Origin of the sequence: Streptomyces scabiei 87.22 (genome assembly GCF_000091305.1) — a bacterium.
Classification (GTDB): Bacteria; Actinomycetota; Actinomycetes; order Streptomycetales; family Streptomycetaceae; genus Streptomyces; species Streptomyces scabiei.
The window spans coordinates 9,683,518-9,709,681 of sequence record NC_013929.1 but is presented as its reverse complement, the minus strand read 5'-3'; the positions used below and the strand labels follow the sequence as shown (position 1 = coordinate 9,709,681).

General features: G+C 72.0%; 22 protein-coding genes and 1 pseudogene. 10 read left to right on the top strand and 13 right to left on the bottom strand.

Features of this window, described 5'->3' with window-relative positions; all coding sequences use genetic code 11:
* Window positions 1-263: 263 nt before the first annotated feature.
* From SCAB_RS41560 to SCAB_RS41540, 5 genes are all read right to left on the bottom strand, one after another.
* Window positions 264-1,988: a hydrogenase maturation protein gene (locus tag SCAB_RS41560; RefSeq protein ID WP_013006067.1), complete on the bottom strand. Its 1,725-nt coding sequence runs from the start codon at window positions 1,986-1,988 to the stop codon at window positions 264-266.
* A 195-nt stretch (window positions 1,989-2,183) separates the two neighbouring features.
* A complete protein-coding gene (locus tag SCAB_RS41555) occupies window positions 2,184-2,441 on the bottom strand; it encodes a hypothetical protein (protein ID WP_041671240.1) in 258 nt (85 codons plus the stop codon).
* The gene (locus SCAB_RS41550; protein ID WP_013006065.1) at window positions 2,428-2,742 is read right to left on the bottom strand and encodes a DUF6400 family protein; all 315 of its coding nucleotides are present in this window, start codon (window positions 2,740-2,742) and stop codon (window positions 2,428-2,430) included. The genes SCAB_RS41555 and SCAB_RS41550 overlap by 14 nt, the downstream gene beginning before the upstream one ends.
* A gap of 53 nt (window positions 2,743-2,795) precedes the next feature.
* Complete coding sequence (locus SCAB_RS41545; protein WP_041670195.1) at window positions 2,796-3,413, bottom strand: TOPRIM nucleotidyl transferase/hydrolase domain-containing protein; 618 nt, start codon at window positions 3,411-3,413, stop codon at window positions 2,796-2,798.
* Window positions 3,414-3,639: 226 nt separating this feature from the next.
* On the bottom strand, window positions 3,640-4,089 hold the full coding sequence (locus SCAB_RS41540) for a hypothetical protein (protein ID WP_037728840.1): 450 nt from the start codon (window positions 4,087-4,089) through the stop codon (window positions 3,640-3,642).
* Window positions 4,090-4,276: 187 nt separating this feature from the next.
* On the opposite strand from SCAB_RS41540, the gene SCAB_RS41535 reads away from it, so the two are divergent.
* The 9 genes from SCAB_RS41535 to SCAB_RS41495 all read left to right on the top strand — a co-directional run bounded on the left by SCAB_RS41535 (window position 4,277) and on the right by SCAB_RS41495 (window position 14,010).
* A complete protein-coding gene (locus SCAB_RS41535) occupies window positions 4,277-5,482 on the top strand; it encodes an MFS transporter (protein WP_013006062.1) in 1,206 nt (401 codons plus the stop codon).
* Window positions 5,483-5,748: 266 nt separating this feature from the next.
* A complete protein-coding gene (locus SCAB_RS41530) occupies window positions 5,749-6,264 on the top strand; it encodes a toxin-antitoxin system HicB family antitoxin (protein ID WP_013006061.1) in 516 nt (171 codons plus the stop codon).
* Window positions 6,265-6,358: 94 nt separating this feature from the next.
* Window positions 6,359-7,213 (top strand): DUF4097 family beta strand repeat-containing protein, encoded by an 855-nt coding sequence (locus SCAB_RS41525; protein WP_013006060.1) that lies wholly within the window; start codon window positions 6,359-6,361, stop codon window positions 7,211-7,213.
* 81 nt (window positions 7,214-7,294) lie between these two features.
* Entirely contained in the window at window positions 7,295-8,293 is a 999-nt protein-coding gene (locus SCAB_RS41520) for a daunorubicin resistance protein DrrA family ABC transporter ATP-binding protein (protein WP_013006059.1), read from the top strand.
* Window positions 8,290-9,075, top strand: coding sequence for an ABC transporter permease (locus tag SCAB_RS41515; RefSeq protein WP_013006058.1), 786 nt, complete (start codon window positions 8,290-8,292; stop codon window positions 9,073-9,075). The genes SCAB_RS41520 and SCAB_RS41515 overlap by 4 nt, the downstream gene beginning before the upstream one ends.
* A 196-nt stretch (window positions 9,076-9,271) precedes the next feature.
* On the top strand, window positions 9,272-10,135 hold the full coding sequence (locus SCAB_RS41510) for a class I SAM-dependent methyltransferase (protein WP_013006057.1): 864 nt from the start codon (window positions 9,272-9,274) through the stop codon (window positions 10,133-10,135).
* Window positions 10,136-10,637: 502 nt separating this feature from the next.
* Entirely contained in the window at window positions 10,638-11,999 is a 1,362-nt protein-coding gene (locus tag SCAB_RS41505) for a bifunctional o-acetylhomoserine/o-acetylserine sulfhydrylase (RefSeq protein ID WP_078580273.1), read from the top strand.
* 5 nt (window positions 12,000-12,004) lie between these two features.
* A complete protein-coding gene (gene metX, locus SCAB_RS41500; RefSeq protein WP_078580272.1) occupies window positions 12,005-13,189 on the top strand; it encodes a homoserine O-acetyltransferase MetX in 1,185 nt (394 codons plus the stop codon).
* Window positions 13,186-14,010 carry a DUF1684 domain-containing protein gene (locus SCAB_RS41495; RefSeq protein ID WP_013006054.1) on the top strand — a complete coding sequence of 275 codons (825 nt, stop codon included), beginning with the start codon at window positions 13,186-13,188 and terminating at the stop codon, window positions 14,008-14,010. The genes metX and SCAB_RS41495 overlap by 4 nt, the downstream gene beginning before the upstream one ends.
* Before the next feature lie 40 nt (window positions 14,011-14,050).
* Here SCAB_RS41495 and SCAB_RS41490 read toward each other — a convergent pair whose 3' ends face one another.
* Entirely contained in the window at window positions 14,051-14,722 is a 672-nt protein-coding gene (locus tag SCAB_RS41490) for a hypothetical protein (RefSeq protein ID WP_013006053.1), read from the bottom strand.
* Window positions 14,723-14,954: 232 nt separating this feature from the next.
* Between SCAB_RS41490 and SCAB_RS41485 the strand changes: the two genes are divergently transcribed.
* Window positions 14,955-15,749, top strand: a complete 795-nt coding sequence (locus SCAB_RS41485; RefSeq protein ID WP_013006052.1) for a hypothetical protein — start codon at window positions 14,955-14,957, stop codon at window positions 15,747-15,749.
* A 14-nt stretch (window positions 15,750-15,763) separates the two neighbouring features.
* Here SCAB_RS41485 and SCAB_RS41480 read toward each other — a convergent pair whose 3' ends face one another.
* From SCAB_RS41480 to SCAB_RS41455, 7 genes and pseudogenes are all read right to left on the bottom strand, one after another.
* Window positions 15,764-16,168 carry a GntR family transcriptional regulator gene (locus tag SCAB_RS41480; RefSeq protein WP_231885313.1) on the bottom strand — a complete coding sequence of 135 codons (405 nt, stop codon included), beginning with the start codon at window positions 16,166-16,168 and terminating at the stop codon, window positions 15,764-15,766.
* A 103-nt stretch (window positions 16,169-16,271) separates the two neighbouring features.
* A pseudogene (locus tag SCAB_RS48880) lies at window positions 16,272-16,319 on the bottom strand (hypothetical protein); the annotation flags it as partial.
* A gap of 70 nt (window positions 16,320-16,389) precedes the next feature.
* A complete protein-coding gene (locus SCAB_RS41475) occupies window positions 16,390-19,455 on the bottom strand; it encodes an alpha-L-rhamnosidase (protein WP_013006050.1) in 3,066 nt (1,021 codons plus the stop codon).
* Window positions 19,456-19,484: 29 nt separating this feature from the next.
* Window positions 19,485-22,622 carry an alpha-L-rhamnosidase gene (locus tag SCAB_RS41470; RefSeq protein ID WP_013006049.1) on the bottom strand — a complete coding sequence of 1,046 codons (3,138 nt, stop codon included), beginning with the start codon at window positions 22,620-22,622 and terminating at the stop codon, window positions 19,485-19,487.
* Window positions 22,623-22,725: 103 nt separating this feature from the next.
* A complete protein-coding gene (locus SCAB_RS41465) occupies window positions 22,726-24,006 on the bottom strand; it encodes an ABC transporter substrate-binding protein (RefSeq protein WP_013006048.1) in 1,281 nt (426 codons plus the stop codon).
* Between the two features lie 55 nt (window positions 24,007-24,061).
* The gene (locus tag SCAB_RS41460; protein ID WP_013006047.1) at window positions 24,062-24,883 is read right to left on the bottom strand and encodes a carbohydrate ABC transporter permease; all 822 of its coding nucleotides are present in this window, start codon (window positions 24,881-24,883) and stop codon (window positions 24,062-24,064) included.
* Entirely contained in the window at window positions 24,880-25,827 is a 948-nt protein-coding gene (locus SCAB_RS41455) for a carbohydrate ABC transporter permease (RefSeq protein ID WP_013006046.1), read from the bottom strand. Before SCAB_RS41455 ends, SCAB_RS41460 begins: the two co-directional genes overlap by 4 nt.
* Window positions 25,828-26,164: the final 337 nt, after the last annotated feature.

The following is a 26,164-nucleotide window of genomic DNA, read 5'->3' as shown; positions in this document are numbered from 1 at the left end:
TCGCTTTTCTTCGTAGCAGCCCTGCGGCCGGGGTGGGACGCCGACGGGGGCCGTTCCGGTGACGCCGGCGCCTCCGCCCACCGGGCCGGTTCACGCAACCGGGGCGGGGCCAGGGCCCTGCTGACGGGTCTCCGTGGGAGAAGGAGCGGCGTTCGGTGCGTGCTCTCGGTGTGCCGGGCGGAGGACCTCGTACTGGACGTACTCGGTCTTTCGCCCGGTGCGGCGAGAGGGCGTGCCGGGCGTCGCGACGCCACGGAGATCCGTCAGAAGGGCCCGAGGTGCGGCGGGGTGCGGACCGGCCGCTCCTTGCGGACGAAGGCGCGGCGCAGCGCGTGGTACGGGGCCTGGGGGTCGTCGAAGGTACGGCGCATGCGGGCCAGCTCCCCGGCGCGGAACCCGGCCAGGGGTGTCGTGCTCTCCAGCCGGTCCCGTTCCGTCTTCTTCGCCGCGATCCGGGTCTGCGTCGCCGGGAGCGAGGCCAGGCGCCCCGCCAGCGCCGCCGCCTCCCGCGCGAACCCGTCGGGAGCGGTGTCGACGACGCGGTCGACCAGGCCGAGGCTCAGTGCGCTCGCCGAGCTGACCGGCAGGGCCTCGCGCATGAGCCGCCGGGCCGCGTCGGCGCCGACCCGGCGCGGCAGTGTGTACGTCCAGTACTCCGAGCCGTACAGGCCCATCAGGCGGTAGTGCGGGTTCAGCACGGCTCCCGACCGGCACCAGACCTCGTCGGCCGCCAGGGCGAGCATCACGCCCCCGGCCGCCGTGTTGCCCGCGAGCGCGGCGACGACCAGGCGGTCCGTCGTCGTCAGGACCGCCTCGACCAGATCGTCGATGGCGTTGATGTTCGCCCAGGACTCGGCGGCGGGGTCGGGGGCGGCCTCGATGACGCCCAGGTGGATCCCGTTGGAGAAGAAGTCGCGTTCGCCGCCCAGCACCAGCACCGAAGTGGGCCGCGCGCACGCCTCCCGGTAGGCGGCCAGCAGGCGGCGGCACTGCTCCGTGCTCATGGCGCCGCCGGGGAAGGAGAACGAGAGGAACCCGACGTGCCCGTCCTCCCGGTAGCGGATGTCCGACCAGGCCGGTTCCCCTGCCCAGGGGAGCCGGGGCGGGGCGTGTTCGGGCAGCGGGGGCAGCCGGTCGCCGAGGGCCCGTACGGCGGGCAGTTTGAAGGTCGGCGGCCGGCCCGGTCCGCGCCGGGGCCTCAGTTCGGGGATCCACACCGCGCCGTCCCGGGTGGCCCGGCAGACCGCCCCGGCGCGGGTCGCCAGCAGCTCGCCCGGCCGTCCGCGCAGCACGCCCTCGCGGTGGCCGCCGTGCAGGTACCACTCTCCCCCGAGCAGTTCGTCCAGCACACCGGGCTGCGAGTCGGCCGCGCGCAGCTTGCGCAGGACGTCCTCGGTGGAGTCGTGGGCCCAGTCGATCCGCCGGACGCCCTGGTCGAGGTACGGACGCGTGCGCGGGCGGGGGCGGGCGTCGGATCCGCCGGAGGGGACGGCGGTCCCGTCGGTCGTGTCCTGCTCGCGCGGTGTGTAGGTGCCCGAGGCGAAGCGTTCCACCGCGAGCAGGACGGCCTCGCTCGCCGCGTCGGCGATCTCGCCCCGGTACAGCTCGCTCTTGGACACCCGCGTGATCCGGCACGCGACGTGGGCCCACACGGCTCCGGCGTCCATCTCCTCCTCGGCCTGCAGGACCGTGACGCCCCACTCGCCGGCGCCGTCGTGGATCGCCCAGTCCAGGGAGGACGGTCCACGGTCGCCCACGGGGCCGGGGTGGACGATCAGACAGGTGTGAGCCCTCCACACCTCCTCGGGGATCGCCGTTCTCAGCATGGGCGCGACGACGAGTTCCGGTGCGTGCCGTCGCACGAGATCCGGCAACGGGCTGTCGGGCAGGGCGAGTTCGACGGCCACGGTGTGGCCTCGGTCGCGCAGTTCGGCGTGGGTGCGCTGGGTGAGACTGTTGAACGCGCTGGCTAGGAGCAGGATGTGCACGGCTGCCTCCGGGCGGACGAGGCAGGCAGGGATGTCCGCCGACCGAGATCCTCGGCCCCGGCGGCCCGCCGCTCCCGGCGACAGACGGTGAGGTCATCCGAAAGCGAGCGCCCATCGGCCGTCCGGCCTCACCGGCCGGCGCCCGCCACGGCCGCGTCGGCCGGGCTCACCGGGCCGGCCGCCGCACGCGCCCGGTCAGCGTCGCCGCAGACCGCTGGTGATGCGCTCCCAGGGGGTGCGGGTGGCGCCGAAATGGGTCTCGTGGGTCCAGATGTGGGTGCACGAGCGGCACTGCAGGTGGAGCAGGCTGCCGACGTTGGAGAGCAGATAGCGCCAGTGCTCGGAGCAGGTGCGGCCCTGTGCGCAGGTGTCGCATCCGCGCCGGTCGTCACAGTTCGGGCAGGCCACCCAGGCGCGGCGCCCGACGTCGGCCTGCGGATCAAGCGGAAGCACGGCCACCACCTCCCCTCGGCAGCACACCGGCCGCGACCAGCTCGTCGTACACACGCTGCTGCTCCGCGTCGAGACCGGAGTACAGCAGTTCGTACGCCGCCTCCTCGCCTTGCAGCGCGGCCACGGGGTCCCAGTCGGCGCCGAGGGCGTCCAGGACGTGCGCGCGCCGGAGGAGTTCGTGGGCACTCAGGTCGAGGACCAGTTCGGTCGTCGGGGAGGCGCCCGGACGTTCGGCGGCGTGATCGCTCGCGGTGGCGGGTTCGTCCGGTTCGCCGGGAAGGGCGTGGCCGTGGTGGGACATGCGACCGAACGTAGGTAAGCGTTCCCGGCCCCGGCAAGAGCGGGTGGGAGAAGTCACAGGTCGGCGAAGAGATCGTCCAGGGGCGCGGGCACCTGCTCGGGGGTGAGGGCCTCGACCAGGAGGCGGCCGTAGCGGATCTTGCGGCCCTTCTTCGTGCCGAGGAAGCGGCGCAGCTGCTGGTGGCGCGGGCGGCCGAGCTGAGCGGGCTGCCGTACGAAGGTCTGCCAGGCACGCAGTTCGCCCGCGTCCTGGACGATCTCCTCGACGCGTGCCGTGCCCAGCGCGCGGATCAGCTCGTCCTCCAGGTCCGCCGCGCAGACATGGACGCTCGGGCGGGGTGTCCAGGACGGGTCGAGGCCCCGGTCGAAGTAGGGCTTCTCCCGCTCGTCGCACAGGCCGATCAGGCGCAGGCCGAGGCCCGGCGCTCCGAGGATCCCCGCGTGGCGTCCGACACTCATCGCCCCGCCCATCGACAGGGCGCACACGCCCTCGCCCGCCAGGTCACGCTCCCGCCGAGCGGCCAGTGCCTCCACGGCGGCGAGGTCGCTCAGCCCTTCCAGCAGGATCACTGTGCGGACGCCCAGGAGTCCGGCCAGCTCCCCCGCCTGCCGGCCGGAGCCGCCCGCCGCCCAGCTCGCGACCTCGTCCCGGAACATGCCCATGTCGACCATGCCAGGGAGTCTCCCTCGTACGCCGACGGCCGCGCACCCGATATTCGGCCGCGGACCGGAGGCCGGCCGGCGGTGCGACGCGGGGCCCGGCAGGGCCCGCACGCCCGACGGCGGGTCGTGCACCTCCGGGAGAACCCGCACCGCCTGCGGCTCCGAACACCTCCCGGGAGACGTCGGACCACGGGAAGCGGCGGTGTGGGAACTCTCGGAGGGTCGATCAGCAGGATCAGCGGACCTCGGTGGTCCGGGTCTCCTTCAGGGACGCGCAGTTGGAGTTCTCCACGTTCACGTACACGTTGGCGATGTTGCCGCCCCAGCTCACGCAGTAGCCCTTGCCGTAGACGTAGGCCGGTCCGGCGAACGACGTGTAGCTGCCGAAGTCCTCGTCGAACTCGTCGGTGGCGGGGACGTAGATGTACGTGGACATGTTCTTGGCCGTGCCCGGGTTGGTGCGGATCGTCGCGACGCAGTTCTTGCCGTTCTTGGCGTTGTACGTCAGGTAGACGGTGCCCAGCGTTCCGACGGGCGCGGAGTTGACCGTCTTGTAGCCACTGCCGCAGACGCCCTGCGGGGTGACGTTGGGGGCGGCGGAGGCGGTCGTGGCGAACGCCGTCCCGGCACCCACCGCGAGTGCCGCTAAGGCACCGGCAGTCGCGACATTGCGGATCTTTCGCATATTTCCCCCTTGGGTCATTGAGAGCGCTTTGCTCGCACTTGATGTGACCCTCGGGCGGGACGGATGGTTGCCCCCGGTTCGCGAGAAATCTTCCGGTGGCGGCGCACGGCAGCTCCGGCCCTGGTGAGGGCCGGGCCGCCCGGCCCTCGGGGCGCGGGCGGGCGGGGGCGAGGTTACCTTCGGCGGTATGGACGGTGATCTTGGACGCTGGCGCCGGTGCCTGCTCGGCGGCGCGGTGTTCGCCGTGTGCATGGCCGGCACGACCCTGCCGACCCCTCTCTACGGCCTCTACCAGGAGAAGTTCGGCTTCTCCGAGCTGACGGTCACCGTGGTCTACGCCGTCTACGCGTTCGGGGTCATCGGGGTGCTCCTGCTGGCGGGGAACGCCTCGGACTCGGTGGGCAGGCGTCCCGTGCTGTGGTGGGGCCTGGGCTTCGCCGCCGCCAGCGCCGTCTGCTTCCTGTGCGCGACCGCGCTGGGCTGGCTGTACGCGGGGCGGCTGCTGTCGGGGCTGTCCGCCGGCCTGTTCACCGGAGCCGCCACGGCGTACGTGATGGAGCTGGCGCCGCCCGGCGGTGCCTCGCGGGCCACGTTCGTGGCCACCGCCGCGAACATGGGCGGGCTGGGCTGCGGCCCGCTGCTCGCCGGGGTGCTCGCCCAGTACGCCGCCCGGCCGCTGCACCTGCCCTTCGCCGTCCATCTCGCCCTGGTCGCCTGCTCGGCCCTCGTCCTGCTGAAGCTCTCGGAGACCGTTCGGGAGCGCCGGCCGCTGGGGACCGTACGGCCGCAGCGGCCCAGCCTGCCCCCTCGGGTGCGGGCCGTGTTCGGGCCCGCTGCCGCGGCCTCCTTCGCCGGGTTCGCGCTGTTCGGGGTCTTCACCTCGGTCAGCCCGGCCTTCCTCGCCCAGTCCCTGGACGTCCACGACCACGCCGTGAGCGGCCTGGTCGTCGCGCTGGCGTTCTTCGCCTCGACGGCGGGGCAGCTGGCCGTCGGCCGGGTCGGCGTGCGCCGGTCGCTGCCCTTGGGGTGCGCGGGGCTCCTCGCCGGGCTGGCCCTGCTGGCCGGCGCCCTGCGGTGGGACCTGCTCGCCCTGGTGGTGCCGAGTGCCGTCGTCGGCGGGGTGGGGCAGGGGCTCGCCTTCCGCGGAGCGCTCTCCGCCGTGGCGGCGGCGTCCGAGGCGGACCGGCGGGCGGCCGTGATCTCGGCGCTGTTCGTGGTGGCCTACACGGGTATCTCGGTGCCGGTCATCGGCGTGGGTCTCCTGGCGGAACCGCTCGGCCTGGAGGGCGCCGGGCTGGTGTTCATCGCGTGCATGGCCCTTCTGGTGTCGGCCGCGGGCGCCTACCTGCTGCGGCGCCCGGTTCCGGCCGCGGAGGCGGACGGTGCGCGATGACCTCCATGCATCGAAGGGACAGCGCGAAGTGACCTGCATGGCACCGGGCACGGCACCACATGGCGCCATGTGACGCCACGCCGAGCCACATGGCGCCAGCGAGGACACAGGAAGCCGCACACCGGCCCCTTCCGGCGCGTTGACCACCGGAACGCCACCGTGGCGCCAGCACGTTTCCGCAGGCCAGAGGGGTGAGCTTGCCGTCGGTCGCTAAGAAGTCCCGGAGCGGCTTGCATTTGGAGCCACTTTGGCGCCATGATGGCGTCATGGACCTCACGCCGTATGTCGACACCCTCCGCCGCGAACTCGCGGTGGCCGCCCAAGCCGGCGGCGAAGAAGCCCGCGAGCTGGCCGAGCGGCTCACCGCTCCCCTGGAGTCGGCGACCCGTCTGACCCTGCTGAACGTGCTCTCCGCCGCGATGGACGAGATCACCCGTGAACTCGCCCCCGGCTCGGTCGACGTGCGGTTGCGCGGGCTCGACCCCGACTTCGTCGTGACACCGCCTCCCGTGTACGGCACCGCGAACGCGGAACCGGTCGCCCCCGTCGAATCGCCCGCCCTCTACACTTCCGACGGCGACGAGGGCGGCACCGCTCGCGTCAACCTCCGGCTGCCGACCCAGCTCAAGGCCCGCGCCGAGGAGGCCGCGAACCGCGAGGGCCTGTCGGTCAACGCGTGGCTGGTGCGTACCGTCTCCGCCGCCGTCGACGGCGGCACCCGGCCGCGCACGGCGGAGAGGGCCCAGACCGTCGGCCAGAGCTTCACGGGCTGGGTGCGCTGACCGCACCCCGCGCCCGCACCCTTCCACTTCACACCCACCCACACCACGTCCCACCAGCAGGGACGGATCAAGAACCCACGAGGACGGGACAGTCATGCCTTCTTTCAACACCCCCGAACCGATCTCGGCCACAGCTCACGTGGAGGCCGGATCCATCCAGTTCACCGCGGGCGACCGCCTCGACACGGTCGTCGAGGTACGGCCCCGCGACCCGAAGAAGGACCTGGACGTGCGCACCGCCGACCAGACCGAGGCCACGTACGCGAGTGGCGTCCTGACCGTCAGGACGCCCAAGCCCAGCCTGCTCGGCCTCAACATCGGCCGTACCGGGACGGTCGACGTGACGGTCGAACTGCCCACGGGCTCGCGCCTCGACGTGACCGGCGCGTGGGTCCAGGTGCTCGGCGAGGGGCGGCTCGGAGAGGTCCGTGTGAAGACGTCGTCCGGCGACGCCCGCTTCGACACGACCGGCCCGCTGCATCTGACCGCGTCGCACGGCTCGATCACCGTGGACCGGGTCGAGGGCAGGGCCGAGATCACCACCAGCTCCGGCAGCATGCGCGTCGGCCTCGTCGACGGCCCCGCCGTCCTGAAGAACTCGCACGGCACCACGACCATCGGAGCCGCGACCGGCGAACTGCGGGTGCGCGGCGCCAACGGCGACATCGACATCGCGCGCGCCGAGGACTCCGTGACCGCCGTCACCGCCCACGGCACCCTGCGCGTGGGCGAAGTGGCCCGCGGCACGGTCCAGTTGGAGACCTCCTACGGCGCCATCGAGGTCGGGGTCCGCGAGGGGACGGCCGCCTGGCTCGACGTCAGCTCGAACTCCGGCCAGGTGCGCAACACCCTGACCCCCTCCGAGACCCCGGACGAGACCGGGGACACCGTCGAGGTCCGCGCCCGCACCAAGCACGGCAACATCGACATCCGCCGCTCCAGGGCCTGACCGACCGGCTCCGGCCGCACCTCGCCCACTCCCCCGCTCACCTCAGCCTTCGCCCAGGAGGGCACCATGCCTGCATCTGTCATGTCCACATCCAACAGAGGTTCCGGCGTCCCGTCGCCCGACGCCATCTCGGCCATCGGTCTGCGCAAGTCCTTCGGCGACAAGACCGTCCTGGACGGCGTCGATCTGCGCGTCCCGGCCGGCTCCGTGTTCGCGCTGCTCGGGCCGAACGGTGCCGGCAAGACCACCGTCGTGAAGATCCTCTCCACCCTCATCGGCGCCGACGCCGGCCAGGCCCGGGTCGGTGGTCACGACCTCGCGGTGGACCCGCAGGCGGCCCGTGCCGCGATCGGTGTCACCGGGCAGTTCTCCGCCGTCGACGGCCTGATCACCGGCGAGGAGAACATGCTCCTCATGGCCGACCTGCACCACCTGCCCAGGAGCGAGGGACGCCGGGTCGCCGCCGAGCTCCTGGAACGCTTCGACCTCACCGAGGCCGCCAGGAAGCCCGCCTCCACCTACTCCGGCGGCATGAAACGCCGCCTCGACATCGCCATGACCCTCGTCGGCGACCCCCGCATCATCTTCCTCGACGAACCCACCACCGGCCTCGACCCCCGCTCCCGCCACACCATGTGGCAGATCATCCGCGAACTCGTCACCACCGGCGTCACCGTCCTGCTCACCACCCAGTACCTCGAAGAAGCCGACCAGCTCGCCGACCGCATCGCCGTCCTCCACGACGGGAAGATCGCCGCCGAAGGCACCCCCGAGGAACTGAAACGCCTGGTCCCCGGCGGACACGTCCGCCTCCGCTTCACCGACCCCACCGCCTACCGCCGCGCCGCCACCGCCCTGCCCGACGCCACCCGCGACGACGACAACCTCACCCTCCAGCACCCCAGCGACGGCACCCAGCGCGACCTGCGCACGCTGCTCGACCACCTGCAGGCGGCGGACATCGACGCCGACGAACTCACCGTCCACACCCCCGACCTCGACGACGTCTTCTTCGCCCTCACCAACACCGCAGGCACGCTCCCCCACCAGCCCAGCCAGTCCGAGGAGACCGTCCGATGAGTGCCCTGTCCCTGGCCGTGCGCGACTCGTCCACGATGCTGCGCCGCAACCTCCTGCACGTGCGCCGCTACCCCTCCCTCACCCTCAACGTGCTGCTCACCCCGATCATGCTGCTCCTGCTCTTCGTCTACATCTTCGGAGACGTGATGAGCGCCGGCATCGGCGGCGCCGACCGCTCCGACTACATCGCCTACCTCGTCCCGGGCGTGCTGTTGATGACCCTCGGGAGCAGCACGATCGGCACCGCGGTCTCCGTGTCCATGGACATGACGGAGGGCATCATCGCCCGCTTCCGCACCATGGCGATCCACCGCGGCTCCTTCCTCGTCGGACACGTTCTCGGCAGCGTGCTGCAGTCCCTGGCGAGCGTGGCTCTCGTGGGTGGGGTGGGCGTGGCCATCGGCTTCCGGTCCACCGACGCGACGCCCCTGGAGTGGCTGGCGGCGTTCGGACTCCTCGCGCTGTTCGGCGTGGCCCTCACCTGGATCGCGGTCGGGATGGGTCTGTCCAGCCCGAACGTCGAGGCGGCCAGCAACAACGCGCTGCCGCTGATCTTCCTGCCGCTGATCTCCAGCACCTTCGTGCCGATCGACGCGATGCCGGGCTGGTTCCAGCCGATCGCCGAGTACCAGCCCTTCACCCCGGCCATCGAGACCGTACGCGGGCTGCTGCTCGGCAGCGAGATCGGCCACAACGGGTGGCTGGCGGTCGCCTGGTGCCTGGGCCTCTCCGCACTCGGCTACTTCTGGTCGAAGTCGGTCTTCGACCGCGACCCGAAGTAGCCGGAAGGCCCGCGAACACCTGCCTCCCGCGATCCGTCCCACCCGAGGGCGGCGTACACCGACACACGGTCGGTGGACGCCGCCCCGCCGGCGTTCGTCCCGCCGCGCGGGCCGGACGCGGCAGGAGGAGGATCGGTCGTGTCGCGGTCCTGGAAGGGCCGCCCGGCACTGCCCCACCGTGTGAAGAGGTCCGGCGATGACAGCGTTCCACGACCCGATGTTCCCGCCCCCTGCCGACCGGTCAGCGGGGCACGACGGGGGCCGCTACGGCGAGGCCGTGTTCCGTCCCGAACAGGCGGGTGAGGGCGAGCGCATCGACTTCGGCGCGCTCGCCTACGACGACGTCACCATGGCACGGCTGCGGGCCCTCGGGGCCGGTCCCGGGTGGCACTGCCTCGACGTGGGCGCCGGCACGGGCACCGTCTCCCGGCGGCTGCTGGACGAGGCCGGCGTGACGAGCGTGCTCGCCGTGGACCGGGACGTACGCTTCCTCGGCGCGCGGCCCGTACCCGGGCTGGAGGTACGGGAGGCCGACGTCACCGCCCCGGACTTCGCCCCCGGCCGATTCCGGCTCGTCCACGCGCGGTTCGTGCTGATGCACCTGCCCGAGCGCGACCGTGTGATCGCGGCGCTGGCCGAACTCGTCGCGCCCGGCGGTGTGCTGGTGCTCAGCGACGCGGTCGATCCGACGAACGACCGGACTCCGCCGACGCCGTACACCACGGTCATGCGCGCGATGTGGGAGGGGCTGCGGGCGACCATCGGGACCGATGTCTCCTGGGTGCCGTCCTACCCGCACCTGCTCCGTGCGGTGGGCCTCACGTCCGTCGCCGCCGAGATCCATGTTCCGCCCCTGCTGCCGGGCAGTGCCATCAGCCGCTTCTGGGCGGACACATGGGAGCGGAGCAGAGGAGCCATGCTCGCCACCGGGCTGGTCGACGACACGGCCGTCGACGCGGCCGTGCGGTACCTGGGCTCGGACGAGTGCGCCGCGCTGTCGGCCGGCATGCTCACCGTCTGGGGACGGAAACCGGAAGGCCACGACGGCCCGTCGGCCTGACGATCGGGCGGCGGCGATCCGGGATTCGGGGATTCGGCGGTTCGGCGGTTCGGCGGTTCACGCGCAACTCCGTTGCAGAGGAGGGTGTTCCGGTCGGCGTGCGGAAGGACTCCGTTCCAGAGAGTGGACGCCCCTTGGTGCGGAACCGCGGGCTGCGGTAGAAAAGGCCCATGAACCCCGAGCCCTTGGTGCGACGCCTGGTCATCGACCTGTGCCGACGCCCGGCCTCGTGTTGTTGCTGACCTAGCGTTCCTCGACGCCCCGCCCGGCGAAACTCCCGGCGAGGGCGGTTCCGACGCCTTGTCACAGGGCGCGCCCTCTCCACTCGGTCCACCCCGCTCCCGCGCGGGGCCTTCGGCCACCCCTGTCCGTCGACGACGGCCACTCATGTCCCGGCACGCCCTGGCCCATGGTCCCCGCGACGTCGCCTCGTGGTGGCATCCGCCACCCCTCTCCGTCCCTCACGCACCCCGCACACCCGTACGTCCACCCAAGGAGAACCATGAGCCAGCCCGTCGACTCCGTTACCGCCGGCCACACCCCCGAGGACGGGACAGCCGGCCCCGACACGTCGGCCTGGTCGTTCGAGACCAAGCAGATCCACGCCGGTGCCACGCCGGACCCGACGACCGGCGCCCGGGCGACACCGATCTACCAGACGACCTCGTTCGTCTTCCGGGACACCCGGCACGCCGCCGACCTGTTCGCCCTCGCCGAGCCGGGCAACATCTACACCCGCATCCACAACCCGACCCAGGACGTCTTCGAACAGCGGATCGCCGCCCTCGAAGGCGGCGTCGCCGCGGTGGCCCTGGCCTCCGGGCAGGCCGCGGAGACCCTCGCCGTCCTGACCCTGGCGAGCGCGGGCGACCACATCGTCTCCAGCACCTCCCTGTACGGCGGCACGTACAACCTGTTCCGCCACACCCTGCCCAAGTTCGGCATCGAGGTGTCCTTCGTCGACGACCCGGACGACGTGGAGGCGTGGCGGGCCGCGGTCCGGCCGAACACGAAGGCCCTGTTCGCCGAGACCCTCGGCAACCCGCGCGGCAACGTGCTCGACGTACGGGCGGTGGCCGACGTCGCGCACGAGGCGGGTGTGCCGCTGATCGTGGACAACACCGTGCCGACGCCGTACCTGTTGCGCCCCCTCGAACACGGCGCCGACATCGTCGTCCACTCCGCGACCAAGTTCCTCGGCGGCCACGGCACCACCATCGCCGGTGTCGTCGTCGACGGCGGCACCTTCGACTTCGGCGCGCACGCCGAGCGGTTCCCGGACTTCAGCGAGCCGGACCCCAGCTACCACGGTCTGCGGTACTGGCCCGCGCTCGGCCCCGGCGCCTTCGCCGTCAAGCTGCGCGTGCAGCTGCTGCGGGACATCGGCCCGGCGCTCTCCCCGCACTCGGCGTTCCTGCTTCTCCAGGGCGTGGAGACGCTCAGCCTGCGTATCGAACGGCACTCGGCCAACGCCCAGGCGCTCGCCGAATGGCTGGAGCAGCGCGACGAGGTCGCCGCCGTCCACTACCCGGGCCTGGAGTCCAACCGCTGGTACGAGGCGGGCCGGCGCTATCTGCCGCGCGGCGCCGGAGCGATCCTGGCCTTCGAACTGCGGGACGGGGTCGAGGCCGGCAAGCGGTTCGTCGACGCCGTCGAACTGTTCAGCCATCTCGCCAACATCGGTGACGTACGCAGCCTCATCATCCACCCGGCGTCCACGACCCACAGTCAGCTGGACGAGGCCCAGCTGGCGGCGACCGGCACCTCGCCGGGCCTGGTCCGTCTGTCGGTCGGCATCGAGAACCTCGCCGATCTGAAGGCGGACCTGGAGGCCGGCTTCCGCGCCGCGAAGGCCGCGTCCTGAACACCATGGCGACGACCGCCGGGATCCCTCTCCCGCCGGCCTCCGGGGCCTGGCGGGAGGGGGACCCTCCCGGGCGCCGCCAGTGGCATGCGCGGGAGCGGGCGCTGCCGTTGGAGAGCGGGGGCGAACTGCCCGGTGTGCGGCTCGCGTTCGAGACCTGGGGACGGCTCGCGCCGGACCGCTCCAACGCCGTTCTCGTGCTCCACGCGCTCACCGGCGACAGCCATGTCGCCGGGCCGGCCGGGCCCGGTCACCCCACACCCGGCTGGTGGGACGGAGTCGTCGGGCCCGGTCTGGCCCTGGACACGGACCGCTGGTTCGTCGTCGCGCCCAATGTGCTGGGCGGCTGCCAGGGCAGCACCGGGCCGTCCTCGGCACGTCCCGACGGGCGGCCCTGGGGCGGCGCTTTCCCCTCACTCACCCAGCGCGACCAGGTCGCCGCGGAGGCGGGGCTCGCGGACGCGCTCGGCATCGGCCGCTGGGCGCTGGTGGTGGGCGGCTCCATGGGCGGGATGCGCGCCGTGGAGTGGGCCGTGGCGTATCCGGAGCGTACGGAGGCGCTCCTGCTGCTGGCCACCACGGCGGCGGCGAGCGCGGAGCAGATCGCCTGGGCCGGCGTGCAACTGCACGCCGTCCGGGGCGATCCGCACTGGCGGGGCGGCGACTATCACGGCACGGGCCGGGGACCGGACACGGGGCTCGGCCTGGCCCGCCGCATCGCGCACATCACCTACCGATCCGAGCCGGAGCTGCGGGTCCGCTTCGGCCGCGCACCTCAGGAGGCGGAGGACCCCCACGACGGCGGCCGGTACCAGGTGGAGTCGTATCTCGATCATCACGCGGACAAACTGGTGCGCCGCTTCGACGCGGGCAGCTACGTCGTGCTGGCGGATGCCATGAACACGCACGACGTCGGCCGCGGGCGCGGTGGCACACGTGCCGCCCTGCGCCGTGTGACCGCGCGGACGCTGGTCGCCGGAGTGGCCTCGGACCGCCTCTATCCCCTGGCTCAGCAGGCGGAACTGGCCGCCGGGATCACGTCGGCGGAGTACGCCCGCGTGATCGAATCCCCCCACGGTCACGACGGTTTCCTCATCGAGGTGGAGCAGGTGGCCGCCCTCGTGCGCGAACTCCTGCGCTCCTCCGCACGACCGTCCGCACCCACGACCGAGAAAGCAGGGCACCCATGACCGTGCAGGACACCACAGCGGACCTGGCCGCGTTCACCCGCGACTGGCAGGCGTGGCACACGAGGCAGGAGGCCCGGCTCGCCGACCCCCACGGTTTCCTCGCCGTGACCGGCCTGCACTGGCTCGATGACGAGCCGCAGCGCTTCCCGGACGCACCGGGCGCGTGGTCGACCGGCTCCGACGGGGTCGTCGTGGTCCTCGACGACGGTGAGGAACTGATCGTGGACGGCACCCCGGTCCAGGGCGAGCACCGCTTCGGGGTGCTCCCGGAGCGCGGCGGGGTCGAGGCGGTCCGGGGCGACGCCGTGATCGAGGTGGCCCGGCGCGGTGGACACGACATCGTCCGCCCCCGGCACCCGGACGCACCGCTGCTCACCGCGTTCGCCGGCACGCCCGCCTACGCCCCGCATCCCCGGTGGGCGGTGACCGGCCGTTACACCGCCTTCGACGCGCCCCGGCCGACGACCGTGGGCGCGGCGGTCGAGGGCCTTGAGCATGTGTACGACGCCCCGGGCCGGGTCGCGTTCGAGCTGGACGGGCACCGGCTGTCGCTCACCGCGTTCCCCGGCCACGGTGCGGGCGACCTGCTGGTGCTGTTCACCGACGCCACGTCCGGGATCACCACCTACGCGGCCAACCGGGCCCTCGCTCTCGGCGCACCCGCCGAGGACGGCACGGTGGTCCTGGACTTCAACCGGGCGACGAACCTGCCGTGCGCCTACACCGACCTGGCCACCTGCCCGCTGCCGCCGGCCGAGAACCGGCTCCCCGTGGCGATCGAGGCGGGGCAGAAGATCCCCCGGGAGCGCGGCGGGTCCTGAGGACGGGGCGCCGCCGTGACGACACCGACCGGCGGTCGCCTCATCTCCCCGGGCGTCTGAAGTGGGCATAGGGCGGATACGGTTTGAAGCAGACCAGCACCTCAAGGGGGTGCCCGCCGCCGGATGGCTGGACCAGCTCGGTGAGCCCCGTCATGAAGGCCGAGTGCCCCTCGGCGACGCCTTTCCGGCGCGGGCCCCAACCCGCCGCATGGGCCAGGGACATGGCGGCCGAGGCGAACACGTCCCGGCCGCCGAACAGGAAGAACGTCCGGGCGTGGGTGGCGTGCCGCACCTCGTCGCGGACGTCGGTCCGTGCGTACCGTTCGCGCCACGCGGTGGAGTCCCGGTGCGTGCGTGCCTCGTCGGTGCGGACGGTCAGGGGAGTGCCGCCGACCAGCTTGCGGCGCAGCTCCGGCCACCGGCTGGGCCGCAGTCCGAGCGTGTCGTGGGCGAGGACGAGGTCGACCGGCTCGCCCACGCCCTCGTCGGGCGGCACGCTGTCGCGCAGGGGGACATGGACGATCGTGTGCCGGGAGTAGGCGGCGAAGGAGAACAGTCCCGCCAGACGGTTCAGCCCGTCGTGGTCCCCGAGCAACGTGCCGATGGGCTCGGGAGCGCGCAGTGACGTGTGGCGCAGGGGCTGTCGGGGCTGGACGACACGGTGCTCGTGGGGCCCGTTGCGGGGCCGGAACTGACGCAGCCTCAGCTGCATGCGCGGTACCTCATGTGCTCAGCATCGCGGTGGGCGAGGCTCCTCGGCAACGGGGATTCGGCCCGTGTGCCGGGGAACCTGTCCGCGGGCATGTCGTGACGGCCGTCGGCCGGCACACATGGCAGGCCCGGCACCCCCTCTTCGTGGGAATCCGTGCGGACACATGGGTGGCGGACAGGAAAGGGTGAGTAACATCCGCACACAGCACATCCATTTGTCGGGAGGGACTGCCATGACCGAAACGCCTTCGGAGACGACGGATCTCAAGGCGCAGTACACCGCCCAGGTCGCCGCCGACCTCGAACGGAACGCCAAGGAACAGGAGCGTCTCCACGGAGAGATCGAGTCACTGCAGGAGCAGCTCCGCAACCTGCAGCAGGACCACAGTGTGTTGGCGAACGTGCAGCAGGCACTCGGCTTCGTGGCACCGGAGCCCGCTCCCGTGACCGAGGAGGTCGTCGCCGCTCCGGTTCCCCGGCAGAAGTCCGCCGCCGGGCCGCAGACCGCCAAGCGGACGCGTGCGAAGAAGGCGCAGCAGACCGCTCCCCCGCAGAACGCCAAGCAGACGAAGAAGCCCGCCGCCGCCAAGACCGCCACGGCCAAGCCCGCCGTGGCCAAGACGGCGGCAGCCAAGACGGCGGCGCCGAAGTCGGCCGCCACCAAGACGGCCACCAAGACCGCCGGCGGCAAGACCGCGGCTCCCAGGACCGCCGCCACCAAGTCATCGGCCCCGAAGTCCTCCGCCCCGAAGAAGGACCAGCCCACCCTGGTGGAGCTGATCCGCCTGCACCTCACCGAGCAGAGCGAACCGCGTTCCGCCGCCGAGGTCGCCGCCGCGCTCACCCAGGCGCACCCCGACCGCCGTATCCAGACCAATGTCGTCCGCACCACGCTCGAAGGTCTCGTCGCCAAGAGCAACGCCCAGCGCAGCCGGCAGGGGTCGTCCGTCTACTACACCGCTCCCGACGCGCCGGAGCCGGTCGTGCCGTCGCAGACCGAGGCGGAGCCCGTGCCGGCGAACGGCTGAGCGCTCGACGAGGGTCAGTCGGCGAGACGGCGGCCGGTGCCCCGGTCGGTGGCCGCCTCGGCGAACTGATCGGTGTCGAAGAGCTGGTTGACGTGTCCGCCCAGTTCGGAGCAGTGGCGTCCGGAGAGTTCGGCGGCGGAACGGGCGTCCCCCTCCGCACAGACCTCGATGAGTTCGTCGTGGTGTTCGATGGTGTTGCGACCGGCGAGCAGGGTGGAGAACTTGCGGTGGAGAATGCGGTGGATCTGCGGGTGAAGCCGCTCGACGATCCGGCTGAGGACGGGGTTGTCCGCGGCTGCGATGGGGACGGCATGGAAGCGGTCGTCCGCGTCCAGCGCGGCACCGGTGTCGTTGGCGGCCACGGCCCGTTCGAAGTCGCGGTTCGCCTCGCGCATGCGCCGGAAGTCGTGCCCGGTCATGACCGGAACGGCCGTCTCGAGGGCGAGCCGGCCGAGCGACCGCAGGACCGCGCCGGGCGAGCGCCTCGCGCACCGGGGTGCGGCGGAGGCCGAGGCGCTCGGCGAGTTCACCGTCCCTGACCTTCTCCCCGGGGACCAGTTCGCCGCGCACGATCCGGTGGGGGCCAAGGGAGTCGGCGGCGGTGAGCCGTGTTCACGAGATCCGGAGCGCCCGGCCCCCGTCAGCGCAGGTCGGCGCTCAGGCGGTACCGGCCGGACGGCAGAAGGTACGAGGACACCCCCTCCGTGTGTCCGAGGAAGCGCACGCCGGCCACATCCGCCAGGGGGGTCCCGCCCTCACGGACCGAGTCCGCCGAGACGGCCGGGACGCGCAGGGTGGCCTCGCTGTTGGCGGGTACGGCCACGTCGTACGCCAGGCGCCGGCCGCCGCTGCCAACCTCCCACGCGCTGAGGATCTCCCCGTACGGCGACTCGTGGGTGGCGCGGACCCGGGTGATCCGGCCCGTGGGATCGAGGTGGGGCTGGAGCAGGAAGCGCTTGAAGCCGGGCGCGTCCGGGTCGCGGGCGATGCCTGCCATGTAGGCGTACATCCACTCCATGATCGCGCCGTAGGCGTAGTGGTTGAAGGAGTTCATGCCGACCGGGCCGAACCCGGCGTCCTCGGCCCAGGAGTTCCAGCGTTCCCAGACGGTGGTGGCACCGTTCTTCACCGAGAACAGCCAGGACGGCAGCGCGTCCTGGTGCAGCAGCTCGTACGCCAGGTCCGCGCGCCCCTCGTCGGTGAGGACGGGGGCGAGGATGTTGACGCCGAGGAAGCCGACGGACAGCGTGTTCTCGGGGTACCGGACGCGGACACTGTCCGGGTGCGCCTCCTTGTGGGCCGCGTCGTTGCGGATGTCGTCCGCCAGGAGCGCGACCAGGGCGCGACGCTGCGCCTCGTTCTCGTAGAAGCCGAGTTTGAGGACCCACAGCAGGGCGCTCTGGCTGTTGTCCTCCGTCTTCTCGTTCGGGTCGGAGCCCGGTTCGATCGGGGAGGCGTCCCCCAGTCCGGACCGGACGGTGACCCGGCCGCCCTCGGTGCTCAGGTACCTGGCGATGAACGCCTGTCTGATCCGTCCGAAGAGCCGTTCGTACGTCGCCGCCTCCTCGGCGCGACCGATCGCGCGGGCCATGCGTGCCATCAGGTGTGCGGAGTAGCCGTAGTAGGCGTCGCTCATGAGCTGGGCGCTGGTCTTCTGCGGGGCGAGCCAGTCGCCGGTGAGGGATCCCTGCCCGGCGTAGGTGTCGCCGGTCTGCCGCCGGATCCAGTCCAGATAGCGGACCATCGAGGGCCAGTTGTCCTCGACGACGGTGGTGTCGCCGGTCATCTGCCACAGGGTCCACGGCAGGACGACCCCGCAGTCGGCCCAACCGCTGCCGCCGCCGGGGAAGTTGTAGCGGCCGCCGGGGGCCACGCCGGTGTACTGCGCCCCGTCCGCTCCGTAGATGGCCTGGGAGTCGACGACGGTGTCCTGGAAGTGGCTGAGGAAGGTGTAGGCGTCCGCGTTGTAGAGGCCGGTGACGGCGAAGACCTGGGTGTCGCCGGTCCAGCCGAGCCGTTCGTCGCGCTGCGGGCAGTCGGTGGGCACCCAGAGGTAGTTGCCGCGCTGCCCCCAGCGGATGTTGCTCGCCAGCTTGTCGACGTGCGGGTCGTTCGTCGTGACGGTCCCGGTCTCGCGGACGGCGGAGGTGGCGACCCTGCCCGTCAGCCCGGTGACGGTGACGGTCTCCGACGCCGTGACGGACACATGGCGGAAGCCGTAGAAGGTCAGGGAGTCCTGGTGGGTCTCCCCCTCCGGGTCGCCCTTGAGGATGTAGGTGCTGGTGGCCTTCGCGCTGCGGAGGTTGGCCCGGTAGAGCGAACCCTCGGGACCGTCGGCGCCGGCGCTGTCGTCGTTGAGGATCTCGGCGAACCGGAACTCGACCCTGGCACCGGCCGGGCCGCGCACGCCGTAGCGGGGCACACCGACCATGTTCTGGCCGAGGTCGAAGACGGCGGTCTCGCCGGCGGCGAGGGTGACCTGGGCGGTGGCCGCCTTCGCCGGGTCGGTGACCGTACGGGCCGGGTCCACGACGACCCGTCCCCGGCCGTGCGGGCTTCCATCCTGTCCGGTCACTCCCGTGATGACGGTGACGGACTGCGGCCGCCGGTCCCAGCGGTCGACGAAACGCGCGCTCTCCCCCGGGTACGCCCGCAGACGCACGCCCGGATACCTGTCCTCGAAGGCGATGTGTTCCACGTCCGACCACGCGGTGTCGTCGAATCCGGGCGCGGTCCAGCCCGGCAGTTCCCGTCGGGCGTCGTACGTCTGGCCGTCGTAGAGGTCGTCGGCGCGGAACGGGCCGGTGTCGGTGGCCTTCCAGCCGCCCGAGGTCCCCGTGACGACCGACCGGGTCGTCCCGTCCGTGTACCGGATCAACAGCTTCGCCTTGACCGCGAGGGCGTTGCCGGACTGCGTGTGGTACGTGCTGCCTTCGGAGACACGGCCGTTGTACCAGCCGTTGCCCAGGACGACGGCGAGCGTGACCTCGGGCCCGTCCGCCAGGAGTACGGTGACGTCGTAGGTCAGGTAGTCGACGCGGGCGTCGTAGTTCGTCCAGCCCGGCGGCAGGAGTTCGAGGGTGCGCTCACCGTCCTGCCGGACGGTCACCCGCTCTCCGTTGACGTGGGCCTCGTACACGCCGAGGGCGGAGATGTACAACCGCGCGTCACCGACCGTTCGGCCGTCGCCGCACCCGAGCGTCTCCCGGGTCCGCAGCAGGGGAGCGCCGGGCGAGCCGGGGACCTTCCCCTTCATGCCGATCCACCGCGCCCCGTCCCAGCCGCCCACGCCGTCGGTGCTCATCAGACCGGTCTCGAAGACGGCGGGCGAGGCGGTGCCGGCCGCCCGGCCCTCGGTGTTCCAGACACGGACGGTCCAGTGGTAGCGGGTCGAGGCCCGCAGGGGGACGCCCGCGTAGCGGACGGCCACCGAGTCCGCCGAGCGCACCCGCCCGCTGTCCCAGACGTCGGCGCTCGCGGGGGTGAGCAGCTCCGGGGAGGTGGCGACGAGGATCTGGTACGACCCCTGCCGCCAGCCCCGGCTCGCGGACCGCGTACGCCATCCGAAGCGCGGGCGGTCGGCGTCCACGCCGAGGGGATCGGTGCGGTGCTCGACCGTCAGCCCGTGGACGGGGCTTTCGTGCGGGCGGTGCGCTGTCCGCGCCGCCGCGCTCGTTCCTTCTGCGGTGGCACGTTCGTGGCTCATGCCGTCGGATCCTCTCGGTGGGGAAGGGGTCACTGGTCGCGGGAGGTGAACGTGTGCCGGCCGGAGCCGACCACGTGGGTGGCGCGGTCGCCGGTGGGCATCCGGATCTCCGCCGTGGTGTTCGGCGGCAGCTCCACGTGAAGCCGGAACCGGCCGTCGCGGCTGGTCCACCGCACGGACACCACTCCGTACGGGGTGCGGTAGCCGCCCTCGGCACGGGTGAGGTCGCCGACCGGACGGGGGTCGACGACCAGCTCGCGGTAGCCGGCCCCGCCGCGGGCCTGGCGGATGCCCACCACACCGCTGTGGAACCACTCCTCGATCTGCAGCAGGATCATGTGGTTCTTGGAGTTGCCCATGTCCCAGTCCTCGGGGACGGTCGTCAGCCCTTGCGGATTGGCGGTGGTGGGTGCCATGAAGTACCCGTAGCCCGGGCGGGTGTCCTCCCGCAGCACGTCCCACAGGAGGTCGTCGTGGCCGCCCTCGTGCAGGGCCCGGACGATCGGGGCGAGGCCGATGGTGCCGCCGCTGAGATGCGGGCCGCCCCCGAACGGCCGGTAGCCTCGGACCAGTTCCACCAGCGCGTCGAGGACCTTGCCGCGTTCGGTCTCCGGGACCAGTCCCTCGTCGAGCGCGAGCGCCTGCGCGGCCTGGGTCGCTCCGGCGGGGCCGCGGTCGCCCTCGGCGGTGTACCGGCCGAGAGCCGCGTTGTAGAAGGCGTTGTTGAAGGCGTCCTTGATGTCGGCCGCGAGACCGCGGTACTCGGCCGCGTCGGCGTCGCGGCCGAGCAGGGCCGCCATCCGGGCCATGCGGTCCGCGATCTGGTGGTACCCCCAGGTTCCGGTGATGCGGCCCGAGGTGTTCTCGGCGGCGATCCAGTCGGCCAGGGCCGCGTCCACGAGATGGGCGTCCGCGCCGGTGCCGGCCTTCCTGGTCCTGATGTAGTCCAGGAAGGCACGCATCTGCGGATAGGTGCGGGCCATCGTCCGGGTGTCGCCGTACGTCTCGTACAGCAGCCAGGGCACCAGGACGATGCCGTTGCCCCAGTTGATCTCGTCGCCGAACCGGCCGGTGTACCCCCAGTCGTACACCGGTGCCTTGAGCGCCACGTTGCCGAGGTCCGCCCCGCCCCGGGACTGGCCTTCGACCAGGTGGCGCTGCATGGTGCGCAGGTAGGCCGCGTAGCCGAAGGTGCGGTGCAGGGAGCCGAAGGGCTGGACGTAGTCGGCGGGGTAGGCGAGCTTCTCGCGCCCGGGGCAGTCGGTGAAGGTGGACATGACGTTGCTCATGATCGAGTAACGGGCCATCCGGTGGATCCGGTTGATGCGGTCGTCGGAGGTGCGCAGGGAACCGGCGACCGGCACGTCCGCGTGGATCTGCAGGCCGGTCACCGTGTCGAGCGTCGGCACCAGACCCTCGGGCAGGCCGGTCACCTGGAGCCACTGCATCCCGAAGTAGTGGAAGCGCGGATGCCACTGCTCGCCTCCCTCGGCGCCGTACGTCGTGTAGGTGGCGAACACCTGGGTGCCGCGGGCGGGGCCCCCGCCCATGATCGACGCCTGGTCGACGGTGCCGTCGGCGTTCAGCGACTCGGCGGGGCGCAGCGTGACCGTCGCGCCGGCCGGGAGCGGGCCGTCGAGCCGCAGCAGGGGCCAGCCGGCGAAGTTCTGCCCGAAGTCGAAGACCCACACTCCCTGGCGCGGCTGCGTCAGGGAGACCGGGCGGATCCGGTCGACCACCTTCAGCGGCTCGGCCACGCGCCACACCAGCTCGGTGGTCAGATTGGGCGGCGGGGCGACACCGGCGTCGGTCCATCCCATGGCGGTGCCGTCCCGGCGCCGCGCCGTCTCGCCGAGGTCGGCGCCGGGGGCGGTCCAGGCCGGCTGTTCGCGGCGGGCGTCGTGGTCGGAGCCGGAGTACCAGTTCGCGGTGACGGTGGGGCCGAGCGCCGTCCTCCAGGTGCGGTCGCTGACGACGGTCTCGACCGTGCCGTCGGCCCTGGTGAGTTCCAGCCGGGCGATCAGGCGCGGAGTGACCGCGGCGCCCGCGCTCGGATCGGTGCTCGCGAGGGGGTTCCCGGATCCGGTGACGGCGGCGCCCTCGGCATGCGCGGAGGTCAGGCCGGGCTCGAAGGTGATACCGGTCCCGCCGGCGCCCGCGGTGCCGATCGCGGTGACGGTCCGGCACTCCAGCCGCTCGCCGCCGTCGCCGGCGTCGATGTTGACGGTGCCACCTACGTGATGGTCGGCCACACTGCTCACCTTGACGGTGGTGGCGCCCCGGGCGGCGGGGGCGACGAGCGTGCCGCTGCCCTTGAACCGGCTCTGCCACCAGCTGTACGGGGCGGTGCGACCGGCGGCGGGGTTCGTGACGGACCGGGTCACCAGGGCCGTGCCGTGGCCGAGTTCGACGCCCAGGGTGTTGGCGCCGGAGCGGACGAGCCCCGTGACGTCGTACACGCGGTACTCGGTGGAGAGCTGGTAGTTGGAGTTGCCCGGGGCGAGCACCTCGTCGGTGACGGGCTCGTCGTTGAGCCGGGCCTCGTGCAGTCCGACGCCGGAGAGGTACAACCTGGCCTCGACCACCCTGCCGTCCACCCGGAAGGCGCGGGCGAACAACGGCAGGGGCTGGTCGACGGCGCGGCCCGGGTGCTCGATCCACTTGGCCTCGCCCCAGTCGGTGCGGTGGAGCAGCCCCGTCTCCCAGCTGCCCGGCCGGCTCCACGGGGTCGCGCGGCCGTCCGCGCCCCAGACCCGGACCTGCCAGACCACGCGGTCGCGCGAGGCCGGCGCGGGCCCCTGCCAGGGGATGTCGGTCTGGGCCGCGGAGAGGGTCCGGCCGGTGTCCCACAGCAGACGGCCGCGGTCGAGGTCCTTCCCGGAGCGTGCCGCGCGGATGCGGTAGGCGGCCTGGGTCCATCCCGCGTCGGCCCCGCGCACCCGCCAGCTCAGGCGTGGCGCCGGGTCGTCGACGCCGAGCGGGCCGTCCTCGCGGCCGTCCACGGCCAGGCCGGTGACCCGGGCCCCGTGTCCGCCGTCCTCGGCCTCGGCGTGGGCCGCCGTCGCGGCCGGTCCGGGGACGACGGGCGCGGCCAGGCTCGCCGCGGAGACGGCCATGGCGCCGACGACCCTGCGCCGGCTGAACGTCTCACTGGGCACCTCGGGCATACCGAACCTCCGGTCGATCGTGCGTACGGGGGGGGGATTAAAACGTTTCATCACGCGGTCGGAAGAAGCCGTCGGCCACTCGTCGTGGCCGACGGCTCGGCGGTCAGCTCCCGGACTTGTAGTCGGCGTCCATCTCGCCGAGGACCTTGCCGGGCGTGGACTGTCCGCTGAAGATCTCCTGCAGCCCGCTGAGCATGGTCTGCTGGACCTTGGGGTTGGGCCAGAGCTGGTCCATGAAGGGCACCGTGCGGTCGGACTCGATGAACTTCGAGAGTTCGGCGAGCGACGGGTCGGCGGCGAAGCCGGTGTCGGTGAGGGAGGGCAGCCCGCCCTGCTTGGCGACGAAGAGGTTCATGCCTTTGGGCGACATCACGAAGTCCACGAACTTCAGGGCCAGTTTCTCGTTCTTCGCCTTGGCGTTGACGGCGTAGCCCGCTCCCGCGGCGGCGGGGATGAGGGTCTTGGACGCGTCGTCGGTGGCCGGCAGGGCCTTGAGCGTGAACGTGCCTTTCGGGTTCTTCCCCTTGAGCAGGGCGATCACCCAGTTGCCCTGCACGATGCCGAGGGTCTTGCCGGAGGCGGCGAGCTGCTGGCTGGCCTCGTAGTTGGTGCCCAGCGGGTTCTTCTGGAAGCAGCCGGTCTTCTCCATCGTCAGGTACTTGTCCAGAGCGGTGGTCCAGGGCGACTTCGCGAAGGTCGCCTCACCGGCCTGCATCTTCTTGTCGAAGTCCGGGTCCTCGCCGTACACGGTGGTGGCGACCAGCGCGTACAGCACGAGCTGGGTCACCCAGTTGTCCTGGTTGCCGAGGGCGAAGGCCGGGGTTCCCTCGGCCTTCGCGGCCTTGCAGAAGTCGAGCAGGTCCGACCAGGTGTCCGGCGCGATGAGCCCGGCCTTCTTCAGGGCCTGCTCGTTGTAGACCGCTCCGATGCCGTTCTGGCCGAAGACCGCGGTGTAGGTCTTGCCCTCGTACCGGGCGACGGACTTCATCGCGTCCGGCAGCTTCGCCGCCCACGGGCGGTCCGACAGGTCGCGCAGGTAGCCGGGCTTGGCGAGGGTGTGGGTGGCGGCCGGGTTGCCGTTGCCGGGCCAGACCGACATCACGTCGGGGGCGGTGCCCGAGGACAGCTGGGTGCGGATCTGCTGCTGGTACTGGTCGGCGCCGCTGGTGGTGTAGCGGACCTTGACGCCGGGGTTGGCCTTCTCGAACGCCTTGACGACGTCCTGGATCGAGCCCTGGTCGACCGAGGACAGGGTCAGCGTTCCGCCGCCCGAGTCGCCGGACGAGTTGCCGCCGGAGCCGGCGTTGGTGCCGCCGCTGCACGCGGCCAGGAGGGCCGTGGACGTGATCGCAGCGATCAGGACGGGGAGTGTGCGTGTCTTCATGAGGTCCCCCTCGGGGAGTGAGCCACCGTGGTTGAGGGTCGGCCGGGTGCCGGGGTCATCCCCGCAGTCCGCCCGCGAAGCCGTTGATGATGCTGCGCTGCAGCAGGAAGTAGACGAGCAGGACGGGCAGGATGCTGATCACCAGTGCGGCGAAGATGAGGTTCCAGTCGGTGACGTACTGGCCGACGAAACCGGAGACGGCGACCGGCAGGGTCTGCTGGGCGCTGCCGCTGAGGTACAGCAGTGGGGTGAAGAAGTCGTTCCAGACGGCGACGGTGTTGAGCACGAGGGCGGTCACCGTGACCGGCTTGAGCATGGGCAGGATCACGTGACGGAAGCCCTGCAGCGGGGTGCAGCCGTCGATGAGCGCCGCGTTCTCGAAGTCGCGCGGCAGGGCTCGGAGGAAGCCGACGTAGAGGAAGACCGTGAACGGCACCTGCAGGCCCGAGTAGAACAGGACCAGCGCCCAGGGGGTGCCGAGCAGGCCCAGGTCCCGCATGGTCTGGTACAGCGGCAGGGAGGCGAGCTGGAAGGGCAGGGCGAGGCCGAGGAGGAAGGTCAGGTACGCACCCCGGGACCAGCGGGCCGTGGCGCGGGCCAGCGGGTACGCCGCGAGTGCGGACACCGTGAGCACGACGACGACACTGCACGCCGTCACCAGCAGGCTGTTGGCCAGCGCGCCGCCCAGCGCCCCCTGCTGCCATGCCTCGCCGAAGTTGTCCAGGGTGGGCGACCGTGTCGGGCTGATCGGGGAGGAGGTGTCGGACGCGGGCCGCACCGCCAGGTTGACCAGGACGTACACCGGGAAGGCGACGAACAGGGCGGCGGCGATCATCGTCAGTTCCAGCGCGAAGGTGCGGCGGCCGTAGCGGTTCATGAGGCGGCCCTCTCGTTGCGGGACAGGGCGAGGTACTGCCCGGACGAGACGACCGCCACGATGATCGTGAGGACGACCGCGAGCGCGATGCTGTAGCCGAACTCGCCCAGGGTGAAGGCGTCCTTGTAGATCAGCGTCGAGATGGTGTCGGTGGCGTGTCCCGGCCCACCGCCCGTCAGGGCCCACACCTGGTCGAAGAGTTTGATCCCGCCGATGATCGACAGCATCAGGTTGATGGTCAGGGCCGGGGCCAGCAGTGGCCGGGTGACCGACCAGAAGCGCCGCACGGGGCCGGCCCCGTCCATGGCCGCCGCCTCGTGGACCTCCTTGGGCACCGACTGGAGTCCGGCGAGGAAGATGACCATGGAGTAGCCGGCGAACTGCCAGACGATCACGCCGACCACCGACCACAGCGCCAGGGTCGGGCTGCCCAGCCAGTCCTGCCGCCATCCGCCGAGGCCGACCGCGCCGAGCAGGCTGTTGACCGCGCCGTCCGGTCCGAGGAGGTTGCGCCAGAGGAAGGCGGTGACGACCGGGGTGATGACCGCCGGGGCGAACAGGAACACCCGGAGCACGTTGCGGGACTTGATGACCGAGTTGACCCCGAGGGCCAGCAGCAGACCCACCGCGTTCTGCGCGATCGTGATGGACACGGCGATCAGCAGGGTGTGCCCGATGGCCCGGGTCGCGTCCTCGTCCCGGAGCATCTCGGTGAAGTTGTCCGGGCCGACGAAGGAGAAGTCCGGGGAGAGACCGTCCCAGTCGGTGAAGGCGTAGTACACACCGCGCACGCTCGGGACCAGGACGACGAAGACGAACAGCAGCATCGCGGGGAGGGCGAACCACCAGGGCGCGGTGGTCGGCGCGCGCCGGCGCCGTGGAGCCGGCCGCGCGCCCGGAGGCCGGCCGCCGTCCGGAAGTCGCTGGTGCGGGGTGACGGTCACCTGCGAACCTCATTTCTTGAAACGATTCAGATCATGTGCCCGGATGGCCTGCTCCGCTCCGCGCCCGCCGGGGCAAAGCCGTTGCCACTTCGTCCTGGAATCCGACGACGGAGCGGCGGCAAGCACCGACTGCCGGACCGTGGAGGGCCGGAACGTTTTGGGTAACGTTTCCCAAAGGGTGTGGCCAGACCCTAAGGAGCGTCCTGCGGGACGTCAAGATGTTCCGCACACACTTCGGTGGTGTGACGACGGCGGCACATCCGCGTTCGGGGGCACCTCCCTGAGCTGCGGAATCCGGCCTTAGACTCGGCCGCCCGACGCCACCAGAGAGGCAAGG

Bases quoted from the DNA above. Each gene is read 5' to 3' on its own strand.
- SCAB_RS41550 (WP_013006065.1), bottom strand. From the start codon at position 2,742: ATGTCCCACCACGGCCACGCCCTTCCCGGCGAACCGGACGAACCCGCC.
- SCAB_RS41545 (WP_041670195.1), bottom strand. From the start codon at position 3,413: ATGGTCGACATGGGCATGTTCCGGGACGAGGTCGCGAGCTGGGCGGCG.
- SCAB_RS41540 (WP_037728840.1), bottom strand. From the start codon at position 4,089: ATGCGAAAGATCCGCAATGTCGCGACTGCCGGTGCCTTAGCGGCACTC.
- SCAB_RS41535 (WP_013006062.1), top strand. From the start codon at position 4,277: ATGGACGGTGATCTTGGACGCTGGCGCCGGTGCCTGCTCGGCGGCGCG.
- SCAB_RS41530 (WP_013006061.1), top strand. From the start codon at position 5,749: ATGGACCTCACGCCGTATGTCGACACCCTCCGCCGCGAACTCGCGGTG.
- SCAB_RS41525 (WP_013006060.1), top strand. From the start codon at position 6,359: ATGCCTTCTTTCAACACCCCCGAACCGATCTCGGCCACAGCTCACGTG.
- SCAB_RS41520 (WP_013006059.1), top strand. From the start codon at position 7,295: ATGTCCACATCCAACAGAGGTTCCGGCGTCCCGTCGCCCGACGCCATC.
- SCAB_RS41515 (WP_013006058.1), top strand. From the start codon at position 8,290: ATGAGTGCCCTGTCCCTGGCCGTGCGCGACTCGTCCACGATGCTGCGC.
- SCAB_RS41510 (WP_013006057.1), top strand. From the start codon at position 9,272: ATGACAGCGTTCCACGACCCGATGTTCCCGCCCCCTGCCGACCGGTCA.
- SCAB_RS41505 (WP_078580273.1), top strand. From the start codon at position 10,638: ATGAGCCAGCCCGTCGACTCCGTTACCGCCGGCCACACCCCCGAGGAC.
- metX (WP_078580272.1), top strand. From the start codon at position 12,005: ATGGCGACGACCGCCGGGATCCCTCTCCCGCCGGCCTCCGGGGCCTGG.
- SCAB_RS41495 (WP_013006054.1), top strand. From the start codon at position 13,186: ATGACCGTGCAGGACACCACAGCGGACCTGGCCGCGTTCACCCGCGAC.
- SCAB_RS41490 (WP_013006053.1), bottom strand. From the start codon at position 14,722: ATGCAGCTGAGGCTGCGTCAGTTCCGGCCCCGCAACGGGCCCCACGAG.
- SCAB_RS41485 (WP_013006052.1), top strand. From the start codon at position 14,955: ATGACCGAAACGCCTTCGGAGACGACGGATCTCAAGGCGCAGTACACC.
- SCAB_RS41480 (WP_231885313.1), bottom strand. From the start codon at position 16,168: ATGACCGGGCACGACTTCCGGCGCATGCGCGAGGCGAACCGCGACTTC.
- SCAB_RS41475 (WP_013006050.1), bottom strand. From the start codon at position 19,455: ATGAGCCACGAACGTGCCACCGCAGAAGGAACGAGCGCGGCGGCGCGG.
- SCAB_RS41470 (WP_013006049.1), bottom strand. From the start codon at position 22,622: ATGCCCGAGGTGCCCAGTGAGACGTTCAGCCGGCGCAGGGTCGTCGGC.
- SCAB_RS41465 (WP_013006048.1), bottom strand. From the start codon at position 24,006: ATGAAGACACGCACACTCCCCGTCCTGATCGCTGCGATCACGTCCACG.
- SCAB_RS41460 (WP_013006047.1), bottom strand. From the start codon at position 24,883: ATGAACCGCTACGGCCGCCGCACCTTCGCGCTGGAACTGACGATGATC.